Source organism: Saccharospirillum sp. ABV4_185 (assembly GCF_056159245.1).
In genome coordinates, this window is record NZ_JBSWUW010000001.1 from 1,685,648 (window position 1) to 1,707,964 (window position 22,317).

Sequence of the window (22,317 nt, forward strand, 5' to 3'; positions counted from 1 at the left end):
AGTACATCCCCGTGGTCGATGGGTTATAACCGCCGAGATCCATTCCGTAGAAACCGTCTCATACGACCCTTATTTCGCATATCAGCGTCTTACAAGACTGATATCCCAGGTTATACCGAGAAGATACGTCGTACTAAGGGGTGAATGGTTCTACTGCTCTCATTCGCTGGCTGACTGTACGAAACCAACAGAACTTAATCTTTTGCAATAATCATTAGCTGGTTCCCTAGCCAGTAACTCAAACAAGCTACCGCCCAGCCAGCTACAAGGCACACCAATCCCTCAAGTTGTAACCGCATACAGCAGTCTCGACAGAATGCCCTCACTCTGTGACGGGGTTCAAGAAGGACAGGCGCGTTTGTGTCCGCTTTTGGGAATGGAATTGCTTGGAAGAGGTGACGGGAGTTATCCAGAATCAGGCATTTCCGAATAAAACTCCCACTAATACAACAACTTATAAAGCCACTTATAGATCTGGTTCAGCCCGCCCTCTAAACCGCCGCCGAATGCCGCTGCGCATTTGCTTCCAAATACCCATCAAAAGCCGCACACACTGCTCTTACCAACGGCCGCCCAGTCTCGGTCAACTGAATCCGCCAACCCTCTACTTCCACAATACCGTCACCGGTCATGGCGCGTACTCGATCTAACTCCGGTAGAAACCGATCCGGGAAGCTGTGGTGTTGGGCGCAGATGTCGTTTAGGTCTACTGATAGGTCGCACATCAGGCGGTTGATGATGTCGCGGCGCAGTCTGTCTTCAGCATCAACCGCCACGCCTTTGGCTACGGCGCTTTGGCTTTGGGCGATGGCTTTGCGCCAGTCGCCGACGCCGGTGAGGTTTTGGACGTAGCCTTGCGGTAACGATGAAATGGCTGAGGGGCCGAAGGCGATGAGGGCTTCGGCGTTGTCGGTGGTGTAGCCCTGGAAGTTGCGGTGCAGTTCGCCGTTGCGCTGGGCGATGGCGAGGCTGTCGTTTGCGTGGGCGAAGTGGTCGAGGCCGATGGCTTGGTAGCCGTGGGCGGCGAGGCGGTTTTGGATGGCTTCGTATTGCGCCCAACGTTCGTCGACGCCCGGCAGGCTGTCGGTGGCGATGACTTGCTGGTGTTTCTTCATCCAGGGGACGTGGGCGTAGCCGAATATCGACAGGCGGTCGGGCCGCAGGCCGATGGTTTGGTCGACGGTGTCGATCAGGGTTGCGACGCTCTGGTTGGGCAGGCCGTACATCAGGTCGACGTTGATGCCGTTAATACCTTTGGCGCGCAGTTGCTCGATGATGGCGGCGACTTCCTCGAGGCTTTGTTCGCGGTTGACGGCTTTTTGTACCGCTGGGTTGAAGTCCTGGATGCCGATGCTGGCGCGGTTAAAACCGTTGGCAGCCATGGCGTCGATAAAGGCCTCGGTCGAGGTGCGCGGGTCCATTTCCAGGGCGACTTCGGCGTCCGGCAAAATATCCAGTCGGCTGCGCAGCTGGTCCATGATGCGGGTTAAGTCGGCCGCGGAAAGTATGGTCGGGCTGCCGCCGCCGAAGTGCAGATGGGCGACTTTAAAGCGTTGGACTGGCGGCAACAGTGACAGGCGCTGGTCGATTTCTTCGAGCAATAAATCGACGTATTGGCCGACCGGTTGGTAGCGATGGGTGATCTGCGTATTGCAGCCGCAAAACCAGCACATTTTTTCGCAGTAGGGCACGTGCAGGTAGAGCGACAGCGGTTGTTCCGGGTCCAGTTCGCCCAGCCATTGGCTCAGCTGTTCGCCGTCGATTCCAGAGTGAAAATGCGGCGCAGTGGGGTAGCTGGTGTAGCGTGGCAGGCGCAGATCGTATTTTTCGTAGAGGGCGAGTTGCATGGCGAGCGGACCGGCTTCTGTGAGTTCAGTAATGGAATGGCGGCAGTGTGCCGCCTTCCGCTCGGTCGCGTTTTGATATGGGTCAAGGTTGGGATGGCCGCCCGGTCAGGCGGGCCAGTCTTGCTGGAAGCGCAGCGTTTGTTCCAGTGTTTTGTAGCATTCACATACTTGGCTGACAAAGCGGCTGTCTTGGGCCAGGGCGGTGGGGAAGACAGCGCTTTGTGCGAAGAAGGCTGCAACCCGCGCTGCCACCTCGCTGTGTTGCTGATGCAGTTGCGCCAGGTCGTCGGCCAGCGGGTCGCTCACCGGGTAGCTTTGGCCGGCTAAATCGACACCCCGGCAGTAGCGAATCCAGGCGGCGATGCCCAGCGCGGTGCACGGCAGGTCGGCGTCTTTCTGGCGCTGCTCTTGAGCACCGCTTAACCAACGTTGCGGCAGCTTCTGCGAGCCGTCCATAGCGATTTGATGCAGCCGGTGGTTCAGGCTGTCGTTAGCGAAACGTTGCAGCAGTTTATCGCAGTAGTCGTGCAGGTCGGTGCCTTCGGGCATGGCCAAAGTTGGCGCCGCTTCGCTCAACATATAGCGACGCAGGAAGTCGCGAATGGTGGCGTTGCCCACGGCGTCGGCGACGGTTTCGAAACCGGCCAGGCTGCCCAGGTAAGCCAGCAATGAATGGCTGCCGTTGAGCAGGCGCAGTTTCATGGTCTCGAACGGCGCCACGTCGGCGACCATTTGCACGCCGTCTTCCTGCCAGTCGGGGCGGCCGCTGGGGAAGTGATCTTCGATAACCCATTGAGTAAAGGCTTCGCTGACCACAGCGTTGTGGTCGTCGATGCCCAGGGTTTTCAGGCGCTCGAATTCGGCGTCGGTCATGGCCGGTACGATGCGGTCGACCATGCTCGATGGGAAGGCGACTTCGTCGGCAATCCATTGCGCCAAATCGGCATCGTGCAGCGCAGCCAATTGCATAACAGCGCTGCGCGTACGTGCGCCGTTGTGCGGCATGTTGTCGCAACTGAGCACGGTGAAAGGCGCGGTGTCGGCGGCGCGACGGCGGCGCAGTGCTGCCACCAGAATGCCCGGCGCGGTGCGTGGTTGTTGCGGGTTTTTAATGTCGGCGGCCAGATCGTCGGCGTCGATTAATAAACGGCCTTCGGCGGGGCTTAAAAAGTAGCCCTTTTCGGTGACCGTTAAGGTGACGATGTGCACCGACGGGTCGCTCAGTTGCTCGAGCAGTGCATCCAGGTCGCGGCCCCAGTTGCCGTCACTGTCGCGGCCGCTGAACAGGGTGCGTTGAATGCTGTCGATACTGTTGATCTGGTAATGTTCGCGGTCGGAAAACGCCACCAGATGGTAGCGATAATCGGCCGTTGCCAGGTCGTCGACCAGCGTTGCGTTGGAGCGTAAGTTAGCCGCGCAAATACCCCAGCCGGTATCGCCGGTGCGGTCGCAATAAGCCTGCACATAGGCCGCCTGATGGGCGCGATGAAAAGCGCCCAGGCCCAGATGAACGATGCCAATATCTGAAGTCATAAATCCGCACTCACCAACCGCTGTTACCAATGCCAGAGCGTGCCGTCTTCCAGTCGGTTGACCGGCAGGCTGGCGCGTTTGTAGGGGTATTGTTTGGCTTTTTCTTCGTCGATATCGACGCCGTGTCCGGGCGTTTCACCGACAATAAAGTGGCCGTCTTCAAAGCGATAATCGTGCGGGAAGACTTCGTCGGTCAGCGCTTCGTGTGCCATGTGTTCCTGAATGCCGAAGTTGGGCACCCAGGTATCGAAATGCACGGCAGCGCCGAGGCAAACCGGCGACAAGTCAGTGGCGCCATGGAAGCCGGTACGGATGTGGTACAGCGACGCCAGGTCGGCAATGCGGCGCACGTGAGTAATGCCGCCGGCGTGGCTCAGCGGCGCGCGCACGTAGTCGATCCATTGGTTAACAATGAGTTCGCGGTAATCGTGAATGGTGTTGAACACTTCACCGAGCGCCAGCGGCGTGGTGGTGTGTTCGCGAATCAGTTTGAAACCTTCGGGGTTTTCGGCGGCAACGCAGTCTTCGAGCCAGAATAATTTATAGCGTTCGACTTCTTTGCCCAGACGCGCCGCTTCGATGGGCGTGAGGCGATGGTGAACGTCGTGCAGCACATGCAGATCGTCACCGAATTTTTCCCGCACCGCAGCGAACAACTTGGGCGCGTGGTTCAGGTATTTGGAAGTGTTCCAAACGTGCTCGGCCGGCAGGTCGGCATCGGCCGGCTCGTAACGTTCGCCGGCTTTTTTGGCGACGCCGTAGGTGGTGGCAATGCCGGGTACGCCGGCCTGAACACGTACCGCCAGGTAGCCGGCATCGACTGCCTTTTGCACTTCGGCCAAGCAACCGTCGATGTCCTGGCCGGTGCAGTGGGCGTAAGTCATCACACGCTCACGGCTTTTACCGCCAAGCAATTGATACAACGGCATTTGCGCGGCCTTGGCTTTGATGTCCCACAGCGCAATATCGACCGCGGAAATGGCGGCCATGGTGACCGGACCACGACGCCAGTACGGGCCGCGATAGAGGTATTGCCAAATGTCTTCAATCTGACTGGCGTCACGACCGATCAAAGCCGGAATAACGTGCTCTTCCAGGTAGCCGACCACGGCCATTTCACGGCCGTTCAAGGTGGCGTCGCCAATTCCATAAATGCCCGACTCGGTGACGATCTTGAGCGTGACAAAATTGCGTCCCGGTGCCGAGACGATCAAATAAGCATCGCTGATTCTCATGTGCTTTCCTTTCGTTGTCCGCGTTAAAAAGAACGCTTAACGTTCGAATAAATAACGCTGGACGTTGTCGTAACAAACCGCACGTACCATTTCACCGATGCGGTCGATATCGTTGGGCAATTCGCCGTCGGTCATCAGTTGGCCGAGGCGATTGCACAGAATGCGGCGGTAATAATCGTGGCGCGAAAACGACAGCAGCGAGCGCGAATCGGTGAGCATACCGACGGCGTGGCGCAGCAACCCGAATTGCATTTGCGTCATCAGTTGGCGTTCGATGCCATCGCGTTGATCGTTGAACCACCAGGCAGCACCGAACTGCACTTTGCCGGCGATGCCGTCGCTTTGATAACTGCTCGCTAGGGCAGCCAGCATTTCGTTATCGCGCGGGTTGAGGTTGTACAAAACGGTGCGCGGCAGCTGGTTGTCGGCATCGAGCGCGTCCATAAACTGCGCCAGCGGTTCGGCGTAGGTGACGTCGCCAATGGCGTCGAAACCGCTGTTAATGCCGACGCTTTTTAGACCACGTTGGCTGAGGTTGCGTTGCGCGCCGAGGTGCAATTGCATCACCCAACCGCGTTGGGCGTATTGACGGCCGAGCCAGACCAAAACGGCGCTGGTAAAGCCGACGCTTTCATCGCTGGACAGTGGCTCGCCGCGACGGGCTTTGTCGAGAATGTGGTTCAGTTCGGTGGTTGACGGCAGCGCCATAAACACCGGTTTTTCCAGGCTGTGATCGGACAGACAGCAGCCGTGGTCGGCGAAGAAATCGAGCCGCTGATGCAGCGCTGCCGTCAGGTCATCGAAGCCTTTGATATCGATGCCGCTGGCGGCTTCGAGACGTTGCAGGTAGGCATCGAAATCCGGGTGTTCGGGCTTGTAAACGGTGTCCGGACGGAAGGTCGGCAACATGGTCGGGCCGTTACCGCTTTTGGCGTGCTGGCGGTGTTTGGCCAGGTCGTCGACCGGATCGTCAGTGGTGCACAGTTCGCGCACATTGAACTGTTTCAAAATGCCTTGCGGGCTGAGTTCCGGCTTTGCCAGCGCGGCGCGCGAGCGTTGCCACACATCGTCGGCGGTTTCTGGCGACAGCAGTACATCATCAATGCCCAGCGGAAAACGCAGCTCTAAATGCGTCCAGTGATAGAGCGGATTGCCCAGGCAGTCGGGCACGGTTTCGGCCCAGGCCTGGAAGCGTTCGCGGTCGCCGACATCGCCGGTAATGCGCTGCTCGGCAATGCCGGCGGTGCGCATGGCGCGCCACTTGTAATGGTCGCCGGCGAGCCACAGCGGCGTCAGGTTGTCGAAGGCCTTGTTGTCGGCAATTTCCACCGGGCTTAGGTGCGAGTGGTAATCGCAGATTGGCATGTGCACGGCGTGATCGTGGTACAGCCGTTTAGCTGCCGCGTTGCCGAGCAAAAAATCCGGGCCGATGAAAGGGTGTTGCGATTGTGCAGTCATGTCAGCTCCAAAATGCCGCCTAACCCATTAACCAGTTGGGTAAGAACAGCACCAGGTTGGGAACAAAAATAATGGTCAGAACAACGGCGATAACCGCCAGCGCCAGAGGCAACAATTCCCGGCTGTAATCGACAAAGGAACAACCGAGGATGCCGCAGACGGCGTACATGGAAATACCCACCGGTGGCGTCATGCCGCCGAAGGTCACCAGAATCATCATCACCAGGCCGAAGTGCACCGGATCGATGCCCGCAGCAGTGATGACCGGCACCAGAATCGGCGTCAGCAACATCACCACGACGGTGGCTTCGAGCAGCATGCCGAAGAACACCAGCAACAAGGCCAGCGTCAGCAGCAGTGCCCACTGGCTGGAGAACACGCCGACGGTCAATTCGGCGATGCTTTGCGGTACGCGTTCGAACGACACGACGTAACCGATGACGCCGGAAAACATGATAATCAGCATGATCACGCCGATGTCGCGCACACCAGCTTGCAGGGCTGCCAGCACTTGCTTAAGCGACATTTCGCGGTGAATCAGACAGCCAACAATCAACGCATAGGCGACGGCAAACGCACCGGCTTCGGACGGGGTGAACAGGCCGTAACGAATGCCGATCAACAACCACAGCGGAAACAGCAGCGCCCAGATGCTTTCGCGCAACGCGACCAGCACTTCACGGCCCGTCGGGCGGCTGTCGAGCACTGGTTTGTAGCCGCGTTTTTTGGCGACAAAGTAAGTGGTCACCATCAGCGCGACCATCAATAAAAAGCCGGGTACGACACCGGCGATAAACAATCGGCCGATGGAAACCTCACCCAGATAACCGTACAGAATCAGCCCGATGCTGGGTGGAATCGTCGCGGTAATCAGACCACCAATAGACAACACAGCGCCGGTAAAACCGGGCGCATAACCTTCACCGGTCATGCCTTTGCCGAGCACGCGCGATTGCATGGCGGCATCGGCCACGGCCGAACCAGAGACGCCGCCCATCAGCGTACTCAACACCAGACTTGCTTGTGCCAGGCCGCCGGTCATCCAGCCGGCGAGCAGCGTCGACAGCCGAATCAGTCGCGGCGTAATGCCGCTGGCGTTCATTAAATGGCCGAGCAAAATAAACAGCGGCACGGCCAGCAACGGAAAAGATTGCGTCGCCGAGACAATACGCTGGGCGCCGATGTTCACCGGCAAAAAGGTGTCCGGCAGCAGAAAATAACTGAAGCCGGCGATGCCAATGGCAAAGGCGACCGGCATACCGATGGCCATTAACAGCAGGCCGAAACACAGAAGTAGAGTGGCGGTCATGGGGTTTCCTCCGGATCGGGAGTGAATACCCGCATCAGGCCTTCGCGCCACAGACGACGCAGCAGGGAAATCATCATCAGAACGGCGCCGGCAGGTAACGCCAGAGTGACATAGCCGTAACTTAAATCAGCGACGCCGAGCGGGCGTTGCCAGTTGGAGAAGGCGAGCGGAAAGCCGTACCAGGCCAGCAGGCCGAGAAAGGCAAAGATCATTAACAGACACAGCACGATGACCGGACGCAACAACAGCGGCGGCATCATGGCGGTAAAAATATCAACGCGGACCTGAGAGCCGTGGCGCAAGGTAATGTCGGCGCCCAAAACGGTGGTCCAGATAAACAATAATTGCGACAACTCGGCACCGCCCGCAAACGGCTGACCGATGGCGCGCATGGTTGAGCTGGCAAGCATGGTGAGTGCGGTGGCGCTGAGCAGAATTACGGCCAGCCACTGCTCAATGCGGTCGTACCAGTGCCACATAGAGGTACCTCGAATGCAAATGGAAAGTGGCGCTTGCGCCTTCGTGACGCAAGCGCCGGTCGGCTTAGTTGCCGAGCAGTTGATCGCGATATTCGCTGTAACCCAGTTCGTCGTAGACGCCGCTGACGGCATCGCGGAAGACGCTGGTATCGACTTCATTAAAGGTCACGCCGGCCGCTTCCATGGTGGCGCGAACGGACGCTTGTGCATCGATGGTGGCCTGGCTGGCTTCGGCACCGGCCTGGAACAGTTCTTCATCGACGATGGTGCGCAGGTTTTCTGGTAGGCTCTGATACCAGGCTTCGGATGTTGCCAGGCCGGTCATCAGATGGATGTGCTTGGTCAGGGCGATGTTGGTAACCACTTCTTGCAGGTTCTGGCCGTTGGCGGCGGTCAACTGCGCTTCGGCGCCGTCAATCACACCCAGTTGCAGCGCCGAATAGACTTCGGTCCACGGCAGCGGAGTCGGGGTGGCGCCCATGCCGGAAATGGTTTTGATCCAAACCGGAGAGTTGATGGTGCGCACGCGCACGCCGTTCAGGTCAGCCGGAGTGTTGACCGGTTTTTTGGTCAGCATCTGACGCGAACCCTGGAACCAGTTGTAGTTCAACAGGCGCAGACCGGAGTTTTCGGCCAGCTGATCGACCCAAGACTGGTACAGATCGGACGAGGTGATCTGGTCGTAATCAGCCGGATCTTCGACCAGGTAAGGCGCGCTCAGAATACCCAGTTCCGGTTGGTATTCAGACAGACGACCGGCATCAACCAAAATGGCGAAGTTGGCACCGCTGCGGATCTGCTCCAGGACGTCTTCATCGGAACCCAACTGGCTGTTGGGGAAGATGCGCAATGTCAGTTCACCGTTGCTGCGCTCTTCAATGCGCTCTTTGGCGGCCTGCATGGATTGCACGATCGGGTCTTGCATGCTCAGAGCGGATGACAGGTTCAGTTCGTAATCGGCCAGCGCCTGGCTGCCGACCATTGCCAGCGCGATGGCGGGCAAAAGCTTGCTGATTTTCATAGGTACTCCAAATCTTGTTGTTGTGGCTGAAGCTGAAAGTAAAAAAAACCAGTGGTTGTCACCCAAGGGTTGCAACCGCTTCGTGAAGATGACCGCACAGGCGGTCGGTTACGCCGGACAACAGCAGGGCAGGTACGCCCTCAGCCGAATGCCCGTTTCCGGGTGGTGCCGGATTCGCCGGCAAACATCTGCGGAAAGCGTTCGGTCAGATCGGGCAGCGAGCGCAAAATTTCGCGCAGGTGTGCCTGCATATGGCCGCGCGTGGCTTTGACGTCGCGCGCGGCAATGCTGTCGAGAATATGGCTGTGTTGCTCGATCAATTTGGGCAGCGGTGTGGTTTCCGGCAGCGACAGATAACGCACTCTATCCAGTTGCGCTTTGACTTCCTGGGTCACGCGCCAGGCGGCATCGTGACCGGAACCGAGCGACAGCGTGCGGTGGAAGGCTTCGTCGAGCTCGAAGAAACGATCGTGATCGGCCGGTTCGATGCAACGCTTCTGACGTTCAATCAGATCGCGCAATTCATAGAGCACCTTGTCATCCAACCCTTGTTCGGCGGCCGAGCAGGCCACCGCCACTTCAACGGCTTCACGCACGAAACGCGCTTCGGTGACCGCCGTTTGTGAAATCTGTACAACATAGGTGCCGCGCTGCGGACGAATTTCCACCAGCCCGGCTTCAGATAAACGAATAAAGGCTTCACGCACCGGTTGGCGGCTGACGGAAAAGGCGTCGGCGATTTCTTTTTCCGATAACGCCTGACCCGGGGCCAAGGTCATACGGATGATCGATTGGCGCAGCACGTCGTAGATACGCTGGCGCATATTGCTTTCGGATTGGGCGTCATCCCACAGGGCGATCAAGTCGGCAGTCATATTTGTTGTTATCTTCCATTCTTGTCTAACTAGTATGGTAGTGAGACCATTCGTAGCCTGTCAAACAAAAAAAATGAGCCTGTGCTATGTCGATACCCGCTGATTCCTGCGCCCCTGAAATCCTCTGTTTTGGCGAAGCCATGGCGCTCTATGTGGCGCAAACGCCGGGCGATCTGGCCAGGGTGGAGCACTTTCAGCGCCGCCTGGCCGGTGCCGATAACAATGTCGCCATCGGTCTGTCGCGGCTGGGTTTTGCGGTGCAGTGGCTCAGCCGCGTCGGCACCGACAGCCTGGGCCGCTATGTGCGCACCAGCCTGGAAGCCGAAGGCATCGATTGCCGCTCGCTGATTGAAGATCCGCAGCACCCGACCGGACTGATGTTCAAAGAAAAGGCGCAAGACGGCCGCGACCCCAAGGTCGAGTATTTCCGCCGTGGCAGCGCCGCCAGCCATATGAGCCCGGCCGATGCGCAAGCGCTGGATTTATCCGGCCTGCGCCATCTGCATTTGACCGGCATTACCGCTGCGCTGTCGGACAGTTGTCTGGCTTTGTGTGAAGCCTTGATTGGTAAGGCGCGTGACGCCGGCGCGACGATTTCCTTCGATCCCAACCTGCGCCCGAGCCTGTGGCCGAGCGAGACAGTGATGCGTGAGACGCTCAATGCGCTGGCGCGCCAGGTCGATTGGGTGTTGCCGGGTCTGGCTGAAGGTCAGTTGTTGACCGGGAAAAGCAGCGCCGAGGAGATTGCCGATTTTTACCTCGACGGCGGCGCTAAGGCCGTAGTCATAAAACTGGGGCCGGAAGGCAGTTTTTATCGCGGCGAGCTGGATGGTAAGCGTCACAATTTGCAGGTGGGCGGTGAAGCGGTCGCCGAAGTGGTCGATACAGTCGGTGCCGGCGATGCGTTTGCGGTGGGTGTGATCAGCGCTTTGCTCGATGGCCGCCCCGTTCAGCAGGCGTTGCAACGCGGTAATCGTCTGGGCGCGCGTGCCGTTCAGGTGGTCGGTGATATGGAAAGTCTGCCCGACCGCCGAACCTTAACAACTCTGGAAGCGGACAACGGCGTTCCTTAGTGGCGCATTACTGTCCGTCTTCCAATGGCGGTTAAGCCCCGGCGGCGCTACTTTTAATGGTGATGACAATAACAAAGGGCCGCCCGTATGACGCTCAAGCGACGTCTGATAGTCACCTTGCTCGCCGTAGGGCTGCTACCGGTTTTGATACTGGCCGTACTCAGCACGCGCGATGCCCGTATGGCGTTGGAAAATCAGGCCTTTGCGCAGCTGGAATCGGTGCGGGCGATCAAAAAATCCGCCATTGAGCGCTATCTGGTTACCATCGTTGACCAGGCCTCAAGCCTGGCCCGCAGTCAGGCGGTGGTCGATGCCATGGTGGAGTTTGCGGAGGGTTATCGGCTGTACGCCCGTGAATCGGGACGCTCATTGTCATCGTTGCGCTCGCGCGTGCTGCCTTATTACGCCGAGGAATTTCAGCCGCGCCTGCTCGAAGCCCATCCGCAGGCGCAAATAGACCCCGAAGCCATGCTCGAACCGCTGAGCCTCAGCGCTTTGGCCATGCAATACGCCTACATCGCCAACAACCCCAACCCGCTCGGTGCCAAAGATGAGATGATCTCGCCCAACACCTTCTTTGGTTACGATCAGGCGCACAGTCGCTGGCATCCCTATTTCCGCGACTTTCTGCGCCGCTTCGGCTTTTACGACATCTTCCTGATCAACAACAACAGCGACGTGGTTTATTCGGTGTACAAGGAAGTCGATTTCGCCACCTCCTTGAGTGAAGGCCCTTATGCCGAATCCGGTCTGGGTGAGGCCTATCGGCGGGCGCTGGAGTTACCCGCAGAAGCAGATGCCGTGCTGGTGGATTTCAGCGTTTACCGGCCGTCCTATGATGCCCCTGCCGGCTTTATGGCGGTGCCGGTGTTCGCTAACGGTGAACGCGTCGGTGTGTTGGCGTTGCAGTTTCCCGCCGAACGACTGGGCAGCATCATGAATGAGCGCGCCGGCCTGGGCCAAACCGGAGAAACCTATCTGGTCGGCAGCGACGGGCTGATGCGTTCCGATTCGGTGATGGACCCGGAACATCACAGCGTGGAAATGTCGTTTCGTCATCCCGACACCGGTCGCGTTGATACCGCCGCCGTCCGCGCAGGTCTGGCGGGGGAAACCGGCAGCCTGATCGGTCTCGATTACAGCGGCGGTACGGTGCTGTCGACCTATGCCCCCATCACCACGGCCGGGTTGGACTGGGTGTTGGTGGCCGAACAGAACCAGGCCGAAGCCTTCGCGCCGGCCAATCAACTGCTGGTCAGTGCCGCCATCATCGTCGCCGTGCTGGTGGTGATCGTCGTCGGCATCGCGCTCTATACCGCACGCAGCATTCTCAAACCTCTGGGGCGAGAACCGGCCGATCTGCAGCGCGTGGCGGTTGCCATTGCCGATGGCGATTTGCGGCTCTACGACGCGGAAAACCAGGCGACCAGCGGCGTTTACCGGTCGATGCAGGACATGGTGAATGGCCTGCGTGCGCTGGTTCAGCACATTATCGAAGCGGCCGATCAGCAGGCGTCGTCGGCGCAGCAGTTAACGGCGATCACTGGTCATACGCTGGCAAACGTCAATCGGCAAAACGAGCAGACCGAACAGGTGGCGACCGCCATCGAGCAGATGAGCAGCGCCATCAGCGAGGTGACGCGCAACACCAACGAATCGGCGCAGGTGGCGAAAACCACGCACCAGGCGGTGAACCAGGGTGTGGATGACGTGGTGCAGATGTCTGCTGACATTAACCAGATGTCCGGCGACCTGCGCGATGCCAACGCCCGCATTCAGGCGTTGCGCGAAGAAATGAAAGGCGTCGATGCCATCCTGGAAACCATCAAGGGCGTTGCCGAACAAACCAACTTGCTGGCGTTGAATGCCGCCATCGAAGCCGCCCGCGCCGGTGAACACGGCCGCGGCTTTGCCGTGGTGGCCGATGAAGTGCGCAGCCTGGCGCAGAATACCCAGACGGCGACCGATGAAATTGCCAACACGGTCGATTCGCTGCTGGTATCGTCAAAAGACGCCGCCACACTCACCGATGCTTGCAGCGCCTCGGCGCAAGCCATTGCCGAACGTTCCACCAAGACCGCCGAACGCTTGCGCGATACGCTCAAAGAAGTACAGCAGATTGTTGACATCACCCTGCAGATCGCCAGCGCTTCGGAGCAGCAATCGACGGTCGCCTCGGAAGTCACCGCTCATGTCGCGCGCATTTCCTCCATGGCCTCGGAAACCGAAACCGCAGTGCAGGAAATTAGCGTCGCCAGTACCGGTCTGGCCAAGTTGGCGAGTGAACTGCAAAACAGCGTCACCCGTTTTCATCTGGACTGATATGACCAGGCGGCTGGAACGCAGTGTTCGGTAAAATAAGCCGTCGGTATTTTGGCGGAAAAATGATTGTTTTGAGCGATAAATCCAGCGCTTAAGTTTATTTGTGTTGCGAGATCACTCTGGCTGTCAGCGCCAACACTCTAAGTAAAACTCGCATTCTCTGTCGTTAATTTGACGCTGAAATAATCCCCGATCGACGTTCCAATTGACTCTGTTAAAGCCTGATCACGATCAAGCTTCGTTGACTTTGGCCGACATCCCTAGATGATGGCGAGCGGCTGGATTGAGTGAAAAACGACCACCGGCCGGTTCGCGCACGAGCACTAAATACAGTATCGCACTGCAAAAACAACAGGGATCACCCTGACTCCATCATGCCCGCTATAACCGATTTTCGGCGAGCCATCTCACCGAAAGGGTTGGTCGTGTCTGGTGGATATTCAATGTGTAAAGGAGTAATGGATGTCTTTGAATATTCGCGCCCGCATTCTGGTGCTGGCGATTGTGCCTTTGGTCCTGGTGGCGGCGCTGCTGACCGCCATTAACCTGCGCCAGGCGTCCATCATGGGCACGCAATCGGTGACTGCCTTTGAGCGCAGTCTGTCGGAAACCTACGAAACCCAGTTAAACAGCTATCTGTCGCTGGCACGCACCGCCATTATTGATCTCTACCAGGGCAACGTTTCCGGCAGTGAAGCGCAACGCCAGCAACGGGCGCTCGATATTATCCGCAAGCTGCGTTACGACGATTCCGGTGCGCCGGGCTATTTCTTCGTTATGGACGACAAGGTGAACATGCTGGCGCACGGCGCGAATTCAGCGCTGGATGGCCAGAACCACGCCAACCTCGAAGATGTTAATGGCGTGCGTTTTTCCAAGACGATGGTCGATAAAGCCACCTCAGGCGTCGATGAACCGACCCGCTATTGGTGGAATAACTCTGAAGGCGTGCCGGCGCCGAAAATCAGTAAGGCAATCTATCTGCGGGACTGGAACTGGGTAATTGGCACCGGCTTTTATATCGATGGTCTGGAAGCGCAATTAAACGTCGCCCGTGATGAAGTTCAGCAACACCTGACCCGCGCCACCGGTATTTCCTTAACCGCGGCAGTGTTGGCGGTGCTGGGCATTGCCGTGGTGGCTTTAGTGGTGGCACGCGGTATCAGCAACCCGTTACGCCGGGTGGTCGATGCCATGGATGATATTGCCAACGGCGATGGCGACTTGACGCAACGGCTGGACATTCACAGCCGCGATGAGATCGGCGCGTTGAGCCGCAGCTTCAACGCCTTTGCCGACCAGGTAACGGCGCTGGTGCAGCAGATCCACCGCTCTTCCGGCGACATCAACAGCTCGGTCGCCAAACTCGACGCCATCTTGAGTCAGACCGAAACCGGCGTGATCAGCCAGCAGGAAGAGAGCGACCAGGCGGCGGCGGCCATCAACGAAATGGCGGCGGCGTCTCAGGAAGTGGCGCGTTCGGCCAACGAAGCGGCCATGGCGGCCAACGATGCCGAGCAACAGACCGAAGATGCGCAGTCCAAGCTGGGTCGAGCCATAGCGGTGATCGACGGCATGGCTAATCGCGTCAGCGAAGGCGTTGCGGCGACGCAGAACCTGAGCAAAGAATCTGACGCCATCGGTGCGGTGCTGGATGTGATTCGCGATGTGGCTGAGCAAACCAACCTGCTGGCACTGAACGCGGCCATCGAGGCGGCGCGTGCCGGTGAAGCGGGCCGGGGCTTTGCCGTGGTTGCCGATGAAGTGCGCAAGCTCGCCAGTCGCAGTCAGCAATCGACCGAAGAGATTGAAGCCATTGTCACCCGCTTGCAGAACGGCTCCAGCGAAGTGGCGCGAATGATTGAGTCGATTCGTGGCAGCAGCAATGACACCGTGTCCGAAGCGCACGAAGTGGAAACAGCCTTGCAAAGTGTGCTGGCGGCGGTGAATACCATCAACGGACAGAATGCTCAGATTGCCAGCGCTGCGGAAGAACAGAACTCGGTGTCGGAAACCATCAACGAGAACATGCAGCGTATCGTGACGGTTTCCAGCGAGACGGCCAGCGGCACCAAGTCGGCGCGTGATTATAGTCGGCAGCTGTCGAAGGCTGTTCAGGATCTGGACGCCATCGTCAAAGGTTACCAAGTGTAAGCGTCGTTCAAAAAGCTCCGACCGGGGTGACTGGTACGGAGCTAGTAACTTTTCAGCACATTAAAAAAATGGCCGGTTTGGCGGTCCAATCTAAACTGCGTTGCGTATTTGGTTTATCTAATATTCAACGCAGGATTTCGTCTCATGACTTTCGGTATTACTTCTGATTCCGGTGCCGTTTTGAAGGCTATCGATAGCTCTCAGGCGGTCATTCAATTTAAGCCCGATGGCACCATCATTACGGCCAATGCACTGTTTCTCGATTTAATGGGTTATCGGCTGGATGAAGTGGCCGGCAAACATCACCGCCTGTTCGTCGAGTCCGGCATGGCTGCCAGCGCTGACTATAAAAAATTCTGGGCCGACCTGGCTGCAGGCGAGGCGAAAACCGCTACTTTTAACCGTGTTGCCAAAGACGGTAGTGAAGTCTGGATTCGCGCAACCTACACGCCGGTGGTGCGTGGCGGTAAGGTACAGCGCATCATTAAATTCGCCACCGATGTGACCGATCAGGTTGTGGTGAGTGCCGAGGCGAAATCTCAGCTGGATGCGCTCAGCCAGGTTCAGGCGATTATCGAATTCAAGCTCGATGGCACCATCGTTAGCGCCAATGAAAATTTCCTGCATCTGATGGGCTATGGCCTGCATGAAATTGAAGGCCAGCATCATCGGATTTTTGTTGATAAAGTCGAGGCGTCGAGCCGAGATTATCAGGCGTTCTGGGATGCGCTGCGTAATGGTCAGCACAAGACGGCGGAGTTTAAGCGCATCACCAAAGATGGCTCGGAAGTGTGGATTCACGCCACCTACAAACCGATTCACGATGCGCAAAACCGGGTTGTAAAAGTCATCAAGTTTGCCAGCGACATTACCGCCGAAGTGCGCAAGCGCGAGCAATTCCGCATGCTGTCACTGGTGGCTGATGAAACCGATAACGCCGTGATCATTACCGATGCCCAGCGTCGCATTCTCTATGTGAACCCGGGCTTCAGCCGGATGACCGGTTACAGCCCGCAGGAGTCACTGGATCGTAAACCCAGTGAGATTCTGGTGGGCGCTAACACCAGTGCCGCCACTCGAGAACGTATTCGCGGCGAACTGAACAGCTGTCGTCCGTTTTATGACGAAGTGGAAGTTCACCGCAGTGACGACAGCCCGATCTGGGTATCGGCGACGGTGAACCCGGTGTTCGATCCACAAACCAAAAAACATACGGGTTTTGTGGCCATTATGGCCGACATCACCGATGTCAAAATCAAAGCACTGGAATCCCAGACCCGCTTTGCGGTAATCAATGAAACCAATGTGTTGATTGAATGGTCACGCGATGGCCAGTTGCTGGCGCTGAATGATTACCTGCAGCAAAGCCGTGGTTTGAGTCGCGAGGCTTTGCAAAGATCGCTGTCGTCCTGGGAAAGCTACCTGGATGACAAGCAGCGTCATGACCTGATCGAAGGTCAGAGCGTTAAACTCGATATGTCAATTTCGGTGGGTCAACAGGAGGTTGGCATCGGCGCCACCTTTACCGCCATGCGCGACAGCCAGGGTAAAGTCACCAAGGTGATTTTGTACGGCACCGATATCAGTGAACGCATGAAAGTGGTACAGACCAGCGAAGCGGTAATGGGCCAGTTGCTGAAGTCGGGTGAAAATATTAATCGCATGGTATCGAGCATTAATGCCATTGCCGAGCAAACTAACCTTTTGGCGTTGAACGCGGCGATTGAAGCGGCACGTGCCGGTGAAGCCGGTCGCGGCTTTGCGGTGGTGGCCGATGAAGTGCGCAGCCTGGCAGCCAAGGCTGGTTCTTCAGCCAGCGAGATTGATCTGGTGGTGAGTAAAAACCAGGAATTGTTGAGCGCCCTGTCGGCAACCTTGAACGACTTGAGTAGTGAACGTACGACTGCTTAATCGCTGGCGTTGTCTGCCATGATGTCTGCATAGGTGCCGTTGGCTCGAATGGTCGCCAGACCTTCGGCCAAGGCGTCTTGCAGCCGGTCGGTGCGTGATGAATGCAAGGGCATTAACACCACGGTATTGCTCTGTTCAATGGTGTGGTCCTGTATGACCAAATCCGCTGCGGTGGGCACATCTGCTTGCAAGTCACGGATATAAGCGCGGGCGGCGACCTGATCGAAAGCGGCGACATCGAAGCGGCCATAAGCCAGCATGCGAAACAGCAATTCCTCGCTGTTGACGATCTCCAGTGACTGGCCAGTGCGTTCGATCCACTGATAAAAATCGATGCCGATTTCGTAACCGACAACGTTGCCGAATGTTAAGCCATCAAGCTCATCAAACTGCTGCCAGTCCCGTTCCTGGCCCGGTGCAAATACCAGGCTGAAGGTGTGCTCGAACACCGGCACCGACAGCGCGAATCGTTCGCCGCGATCACCTTGATCGGTCCAGGGAAAAGTGCCATCGATCTGACCTTCCTGTGCCATGCGATAGGCGCGCGGCCAGGGCACAAACAGAAAGTTGGCTTCATGCGATTGGGTGGCCAGGGCAGCGCTGATGATGCGCGGCCCCAGGCCATAACCTTTGGCATTGCGATCAACGAAGGGTGGAAAATCGTCGATGGCAAAGCTAAAGACATCGGCTTTGGCGGTCAGCGCGAGGATGATGACAAGTGATACAACCCACTGTTTCATTCACCGATCCATAGTTCATTCGAACGTTCAGTCGAGATAGCTTGACTGGCATCCTCGCTTTTTTTAAACCGAATTACTACGCCCGGTTTCACAACTTTCAGTCGCGAAACAGATCCACCTCGATGCCAGCGCTGGCAAACAGATGATCGCGACTGCTTTCCAGGCCGTGACGCAAATGCTCAATATCGACGTCCAGTAACCGACCTTGCCATTTGCGAATCTTACCGGCGACCAGGACAGTATCGACGTTGCTGCGATCCATTAATGATACCACCGCACCGGGCACGTTATTGAGTGGCGCTACGTTCATCGCCTGGGCATCGAGCAGAATAATGTCAGCCTCTTTGCCCGGCGTTAGTGAACCGGTTTTGTGGTCGAGTTTTAAACCGCGAGCGCCTTCGATGGTGGCAAAACGCAGGCAGTCACGAGCGGTTAATAAAGCCGGCAGATTGTCTTCGCCAGCCAGCGCCGCCTCGTTAATAAAGGCGCGTTGCAGCGTCAGGGTTGAGCGCATTTGGGTGAAGGGATCGGCCGTCATGGTGCATTCCACATCGGTCGATAGCGAGGGTTGCAACCCCAGGTCGAGACATTTTTGAATTGGCGGCATGCCGTGGCGCATGGTCATCTCGATCGGCACCGACAGCGATACATGGGCACCGGCTTCAGCGGCTTTTTGCCAGGCTAAATCGCTCATGCCGGTCATATGGATAAAAATGTTGTCGGCGCCGAATTCACCGGCGCTGGCAAGCTGATCGAAAGTCGGTGCCATGCCGAAGGTGCCCACCACATGTAAGGCAATGGGCAAACCCAGTTCGCGACCCACACGCCAGGCATTTTCATAGCCGGGCAGATAAATCTCGCCGCCCATGATCATGGTGGTCAATTGGTCATCGGAACTGAAATGTTCTTGGCGAATGCGGCGGGCATCTTCGGGGTAACGCGCATCCTCGCCCCAGCCTTCGAAGTAACCGAAAACGGCACGCCGACCGGTATCACGCAACGCCTGAATCACTGAATCGGAATGCTCTGGCGAATGGTGAATCTGGCTGACATCCATGACGCTGGTCACGCCGGTATCGAGTTGCGACAAACCACCAAAGAGCTCGTTGATATAGACGTCTTCGGTGCGATATTGCAACGACAGCGACTGCAGAATAGTTTCGTAATAATTGCGTTCGCTGTGCGGTTGGCCATCGTTGATCAAAATGCCGTTGACCAGAAAAGAACGCAGCGCGGTTTCGAACTGATGATGGTGCGTATCGATAAAACCAGGCATAACAATCTTACCGCTGGCATCGATCACCGCCGCATCGGGTGCGTCGATATGGGCGGCAACCTCAACGATACGGTTGCCTTCAAGCAACACATCGCCTACTGGAAAATCACCGATGTTATCGTCCATGCTTAACACCGAACCGCCACGAATCAGGGTGCGCCGCCCGGCCTCACCGACACCTTGCGGTCGTGCTTTGGGTTCTTGCTTAGAGGCAGACGTTGCACCGGGCGCGAGCAAAGGCGCATCGCCTCCGCCTGCGGCCATTTTCAGAAAATCACGCCGGCTATCGGCGGCTTGCGCTTGGTTACGATGATCACACAGACGACACATGGCAGAACCCTCTTGTTATTGTTTTTGTCGTGGTCTAAACGCGACATTCGGGCACTGTTCACTTTGCCAATAAATCCAGCGCTTTGTTGTCAAACCTTGAAATAGCCATGCTATTCCTGCGGCTTTCCGCCTCGCTCTGAACTTATTGGCGTCGCTCCTTAGTGACCGGACTTCATCTTTGGACCACTGGTGGACCTATGAATGTTTATGGTTTTGTTTATTGGCTTCACAACAACTGGCAGCACTCTTCAAACGACAAACGTGGCAGCCGCTCACGTAATTGGGTTCGATCGCCATAGCCGATATTGCATAAAAAGTTACTGCGGTAGGCGTGATGTGCGCTGTCGCTGAAAAACAGTCGGTCAACGGTATCGTTATCGAAGCCGGATAACGGGCCGCAATCGAGCCCTAATGCGCGTGCGGCCATGATGAAATAACCGCCTTGCAGACTGGCGTTGCGCATCGCGGTTTCTTCGCGCAATGGCTCGTTACCGACAAAGTCGTTACGCGCTTCGGCGTGTGGAAACAGCTTCGGTAACTGATCGTGAAAACGACGGTCGTACGCCAGAATCACGGTGATCGGAGCCGCTTCTACCTTGGCCACATTGCCAGCGGCCAGCGCTGGCAGCAGCTTTTTTTTGGCTTCAGGCGAGCGCAGAAAAACCAGTCGTAACGGGCTGCAGTTTTTACTGGTCGGGCCCAGGCAAACCAGCTGGTACAGTTCGCGCAATAATCCATCCGGCACCGCTTTATCGAGCCAGTAGGAAAAGGAGCGACCCTGATAAAACAGTTGCTCAAGACTGGTGTTGGCTAAAGCGCCCTTGTCAGTAGTGCTCATCACGAATCCTCAGTACAGATACGCTAACGTGGTCGACAGCGACGGGAAGGCCGTCAGTACTGCCAGGCCGACCAGCATGGCAAAGAAAAACGGCATCACGCCTTTGAAGATTTCCTGAATCGGGACACTGTCGTCATTGAGGCTGGCTTTGACGGTATACACCGAAATACCAAAGGGCGGCGTGACCAATCCAATCTCCACGGCAATCACGGTGATGACGCCAAACCAGATCAGATCGAGGTTAAAAAACTGGGCGATGGGCAGAACGATGGGCAAGACGATCAACATGATCGACACCGAATCGATGATGCAGCCCATCAAGATAATGACCAGTAAATACACCACCAGAAATTGATAAACACCCAACTCCAGGCTGGTCACCCACTGAGCAATATTCATCGGTAAACCGGTCAGCGCCAGCATACGGCTGTATAACGAAGCGGCCAGAATCAGGAACAGAATCGATACCGCCACATGGCCGGTTTCACTGAGCACGCCATAGAAAGAACGCCAGCTCAGTCGACGCTTGACCAGCGCCAGTATCAAAGCACCACAGGCACCGACAGCACCCGCTTCGGTGGGCGTGAAAAAGCCAGAATAAAGACCACCGAGCACCAGCAGCATCAGCAACAGAATGGGTATCAGCTTGGTCATTAACTGGCCCAAGGTCGGTTCGTCTTCTTGCAGATCAGCGCTGTTGTAGTCGGCCCGTTCCATAAAGCTTGGGCGCAACCAGGCGATCAAAACGATGGTGGCAATGAAACCGAGTGCCAGCAGAATGCCCGGCACGATGCCGGCGATAAACATCCGCCCGACTGATTGCTCGGCCAGTACGCCGTAGACAATCATCAGCAGCGAGGGCGGAATCAGCATGCCCAGAACCGAGCTGCCGGCGACCACGCCGACGGAAAATCGAGGCGTATAACCGTGGCGGCGCATTTCCGGAACCGCGACCTTGGTGAATACCGCCGCTGAGGCAATGGAGACGCCGGTGATGGACGCGAACACACCATTGGCGCCGACGGTGGCGATGCCCAGACCGCCGCGCAGTCGACGCAGAAAATGCTGAAAGACATCGAAGGTGTCACGGCCGATGCCGGAGATCACTACCAACAATCCCATCAGCACAAAGAGCGGCACCACGCCGTAGAGATAGCTGCTCAGTGAATCGTTGGCCGCCGCGCTGACCATGCGAGTTGCCAGTTCTGGTCCGCGCAAGGCGGCGATGGCAACAAAGGAAACACTCATTAAGGCGATGGCAATATGCAGGCCGATATAGATCAAGACCAGCATGGCAACAATGGCGATGGCGCCGATTTCCAGACCACTCATTCGGCGTCCTCCTCAGTGACCGCAGGCGGGTGAATGACGCAGCGGATTTCATTCAGCGCCAACAATAAATATTGCAGCACTGTGACCGCTGCGCAGATCAGCACCACCAGACGAATGGGCCAGATCGGGAAAGTAAAAACGCCTTCGACACCCATGAATAAATTTCGCTCAACCGCGTTGAGATAGACCGGCAGGGTGCCGTCGAAAACGATCGCCAGCATGATGGCGCCGGCGAGAAAAAACAGCGTCTTCAGGCCATGACCGAGACGTGGATGTTTGCGGGTGAAGCCGGCGATAAAAATATCGGCCTGCGCCATACGACCATGACGCAACGCGCTGGCCAGTTGAAAAAACACAATCATCACGATGGAGGCGGCGACCAGTTCGGCCACGCCCTTGATCGGCTGGTTAAGAACATTGCGCGACAGCACGTCGGCGCAGATCAACGCCATGATGGCGAAAATCAATACAGAGCCGATGGCGTTCAAGCCATCGGTCAGGGCGCCAAACCAGCTTTGTTGCTGGGTCGGACCCTTAAGCCAGGTCGAAAGAGTCACAGTCAGGCTCCTAGATGCGAACCCGGC

At 57.1% G+C, this 22,317-nt stretch carries 16 protein-coding genes and 2 pseudogenes; 5 read left to right on the forward strand and 13 right to left on the reverse strand.

Features of this window, described 5'->3' with window-relative positions:
- Positions 1-491: 491 nt before the first annotated feature.
- From hemN to ACXAE6_RS07910, 8 genes are all read right to left on the reverse strand, one after another.
- A complete protein-coding gene (gene hemN, locus ACXAE6_RS07875) occupies positions 492-1,847 on the reverse strand; it encodes an oxygen-independent coproporphyrinogen III oxidase (RefSeq protein WP_475146440.1) in 1,356 nt (451 codons plus the stop codon).
- A gap of 105 nt (positions 1,848-1,952) precedes the next feature.
- Positions 1,953-3,380, reverse strand: coding sequence for a mannitol dehydrogenase family protein (locus tag ACXAE6_RS07880; RefSeq protein WP_475146441.1), 1,428 nt, complete (start codon positions 3,378-3,380; stop codon positions 1,953-1,955).
- Between the two features lie 23 nt (positions 3,381-3,403).
- On the reverse strand, positions 3,404-4,615 hold the full coding sequence (gene manD, locus ACXAE6_RS07885) for a D-mannonate dehydratase ManD (protein ID WP_475146442.1): 1,212 nt from the start codon (positions 4,613-4,615) through the stop codon (positions 3,404-3,406).
- A gap of 36 nt (positions 4,616-4,651) precedes the next feature.
- Entirely contained in the window at positions 4,652-6,073 is a 1,422-nt protein-coding gene (gene uxaC / locus ACXAE6_RS07890) for a glucuronate isomerase (RefSeq protein WP_475146443.1), read from the reverse strand.
- Between the two features lie 19 nt (positions 6,074-6,092).
- Positions 6,093-7,382 (reverse strand): TRAP transporter large permease, encoded by a 1,290-nt coding sequence (locus ACXAE6_RS07895; RefSeq protein WP_392804872.1) that lies wholly within the window; start codon positions 7,380-7,382, stop codon positions 6,093-6,095.
- Positions 7,379-7,861 (reverse strand): TRAP transporter small permease, encoded by a 483-nt coding sequence (locus tag ACXAE6_RS07900; RefSeq protein WP_475146444.1) that lies wholly within the window; start codon positions 7,859-7,861, stop codon positions 7,379-7,381. Before ACXAE6_RS07900 ends, ACXAE6_RS07895 begins: the two co-directional genes overlap by 4 nt.
- A gap of 64 nt (positions 7,862-7,925) precedes the next feature.
- A complete protein-coding gene (locus ACXAE6_RS07905; RefSeq protein WP_392804877.1) occupies positions 7,926-8,882 on the reverse strand; it encodes a C4-dicarboxylate TRAP transporter substrate-binding protein in 957 nt (318 codons plus the stop codon).
- A 140-nt stretch (positions 8,883-9,022) separates the two neighbouring features.
- Positions 9,023-9,757: a GntR family transcriptional regulator gene (locus ACXAE6_RS07910; protein ID WP_475146445.1), complete on the reverse strand. Its 735-nt coding sequence runs from the start codon at positions 9,755-9,757 to the stop codon at positions 9,023-9,025.
- A gap of 86 nt (positions 9,758-9,843) precedes the next feature.
- Here ACXAE6_RS07910 and ACXAE6_RS07915 point away from each other — a divergent pair, with 86 nt between their 5' ends.
- The 5 genes and pseudogenes from ACXAE6_RS07915 to ACXAE6_RS07935 form a co-directional block, all read left to right on the forward strand.
- Complete coding sequence (locus ACXAE6_RS07915) at positions 9,844-10,830, forward strand: sugar kinase (RefSeq protein WP_475146446.1); 987 nt, start codon at positions 9,844-9,846, stop codon at positions 10,828-10,830.
- Between the two features lie 87 nt (positions 10,831-10,917).
- Positions 10,918-13,152, forward strand: a complete 2,235-nt coding sequence (locus tag ACXAE6_RS07920; RefSeq protein WP_475146447.1) for a methyl-accepting chemotaxis protein — start codon at positions 10,918-10,920, stop codon at positions 13,150-13,152.
- Between the two features lie 462 nt (positions 13,153-13,614).
- Positions 13,615-15,306, forward strand: a complete 1,692-nt coding sequence (locus ACXAE6_RS07925) for a methyl-accepting chemotaxis protein (protein ID WP_475146448.1) — start codon at positions 13,615-13,617, stop codon at positions 15,304-15,306.
- Between the two features lie 144 nt (positions 15,307-15,450).
- A pseudogene (locus ACXAE6_RS07930) lies at positions 15,451-16,548 on the forward strand (PAS domain-containing protein); the annotation flags it as partial.
- Positions 16,549-16,899: 351 nt separating this feature from the next.
- Positions 16,900-17,101, forward strand: a pseudogene (locus ACXAE6_RS07935) (methyl-accepting chemotaxis protein); the annotation flags it as partial.
- A gap of 112 nt (positions 17,102-17,213) precedes the next feature.
- Here ACXAE6_RS07935 and ACXAE6_RS07940 read toward each other — a convergent pair.
- The 5 genes from ACXAE6_RS07940 to ACXAE6_RS07960 all read right to left on the reverse strand — a co-directional run bounded on the left by ACXAE6_RS07940 (position 17,214) and on the right by ACXAE6_RS07960 (position 22,290).
- Entirely contained in the window at positions 17,214-17,957 is a 744-nt protein-coding gene (locus ACXAE6_RS07940) for a substrate-binding periplasmic protein (RefSeq protein WP_475146449.1), read from the reverse strand.
- Positions 17,958-18,054: 97 nt separating this feature from the next.
- On the reverse strand, positions 18,055-19,563 hold the full coding sequence (locus ACXAE6_RS07945; protein WP_475146450.1) for an amidohydrolase family protein: 1,509 nt from the start codon (positions 19,561-19,563) through the stop codon (positions 18,055-18,057).
- Between the two features lie 226 nt (positions 19,564-19,789).
- Entirely contained in the window at positions 19,790-20,401 is a 612-nt protein-coding gene (locus ACXAE6_RS07950) for a malonic semialdehyde reductase (RefSeq protein WP_475146451.1), read from the reverse strand.
- Positions 20,402-20,410: 9 nt separating this feature from the next.
- Positions 20,411-21,733, reverse strand: coding sequence for a TRAP transporter large permease (locus ACXAE6_RS07955; protein WP_475146452.1), 1,323 nt, complete (start codon positions 21,731-21,733; stop codon positions 20,411-20,413).
- Positions 21,730-22,290, reverse strand: coding sequence for a TRAP transporter small permease subunit (locus ACXAE6_RS07960; RefSeq protein ID WP_475146453.1), 561 nt, complete (start codon positions 22,288-22,290; stop codon positions 21,730-21,732). The genes ACXAE6_RS07955 and ACXAE6_RS07960 overlap by 4 nt, the downstream gene beginning before the upstream one ends.
- Positions 22,291-22,317: the final 27 nt, after the last annotated feature.

What these genes read in the sequence shown, in the direction of transcription:
- hemN (WP_475146440.1), bottom strand. Translation starts at nt 1,847, where the DNA reads ATGCAACTCGCCCTCTACGAAAAATACGATCTGCGCCTGCCACGCTAC.
- ACXAE6_RS07880 (WP_475146441.1), bottom strand. Translation starts at nt 3,380, where the DNA reads ATGACTTCAGATATTGGCATCGTTCATCTGGGCCTGGGCGCTTTTCAT.
- manD (WP_475146442.1), bottom strand. Translation starts at nt 4,615, where the DNA reads ATGAGAATCAGCGATGCTTATTTGATCGTCTCGGCACCGGGACGCAAT.
- uxaC (WP_475146443.1), bottom strand. Translation starts at nt 6,073, where the DNA reads ATGACTGCACAATCGCAACACCCTTTCATCGGCCCGGATTTTTTGCTC.
- ACXAE6_RS07895 (WP_392804872.1), bottom strand. Translation starts at nt 7,382, where the DNA reads ATGACCGCCACTCTACTTCTGTGTTTCGGCCTGCTGTTAATGGCCATC.
- ACXAE6_RS07900 (WP_475146444.1), bottom strand. Translation starts at nt 7,861, where the DNA reads ATGTGGCACTGGTACGACCGCATTGAGCAGTGGCTGGCCGTAATTCTG.
- ACXAE6_RS07905 (WP_392804877.1), bottom strand. Translation starts at nt 8,882, where the DNA reads ATGAAAATCAGCAAGCTTTTGCCCGCCATCGCGCTGGCAATGGTCGGC.
- ACXAE6_RS07910 (WP_475146445.1), bottom strand. Translation starts at nt 9,757, where the DNA reads ATGACTGCCGACTTGATCGCCCTGTGGGATGACGCCCAATCCGAAAGC.
- ACXAE6_RS07915 (WP_475146446.1), top strand. Translation starts at nt 9,844, where the DNA reads ATGTCGATACCCGCTGATTCCTGCGCCCCTGAAATCCTCTGTTTTGGC.
- ACXAE6_RS07920 (WP_475146447.1), top strand. Translation starts at nt 10,918, where the DNA reads ATGACGCTCAAGCGACGTCTGATAGTCACCTTGCTCGCCGTAGGGCTG.
- ACXAE6_RS07925 (WP_475146448.1), top strand. Translation starts at nt 13,615, where the DNA reads ATGTCTTTGAATATTCGCGCCCGCATTCTGGTGCTGGCGATTGTGCCT.
- ACXAE6_RS07940 (WP_475146449.1), bottom strand. Translation starts at nt 17,957, where the DNA reads ATGAAACAGTGGGTTGTATCACTTGTCATCATCCTCGCGCTGACCGCC.
- ACXAE6_RS07945 (WP_475146450.1), bottom strand. Translation starts at nt 19,563, where the DNA reads ATGTGTCGTCTGTGTGATCATCGTAACCAAGCGCAAGCCGCCGATAGC.
- ACXAE6_RS07950 (WP_475146451.1), bottom strand. Translation starts at nt 20,401, where the DNA reads ATGAGCACTACTGACAAGGGCGCTTTAGCCAACACCAGTCTTGAGCAA.
- ACXAE6_RS07955 (WP_475146452.1), bottom strand. Translation starts at nt 21,733, where the DNA reads ATGAGTGGTCTGGAAATCGGCGCCATCGCCATTGTTGCCATGCTGGTC.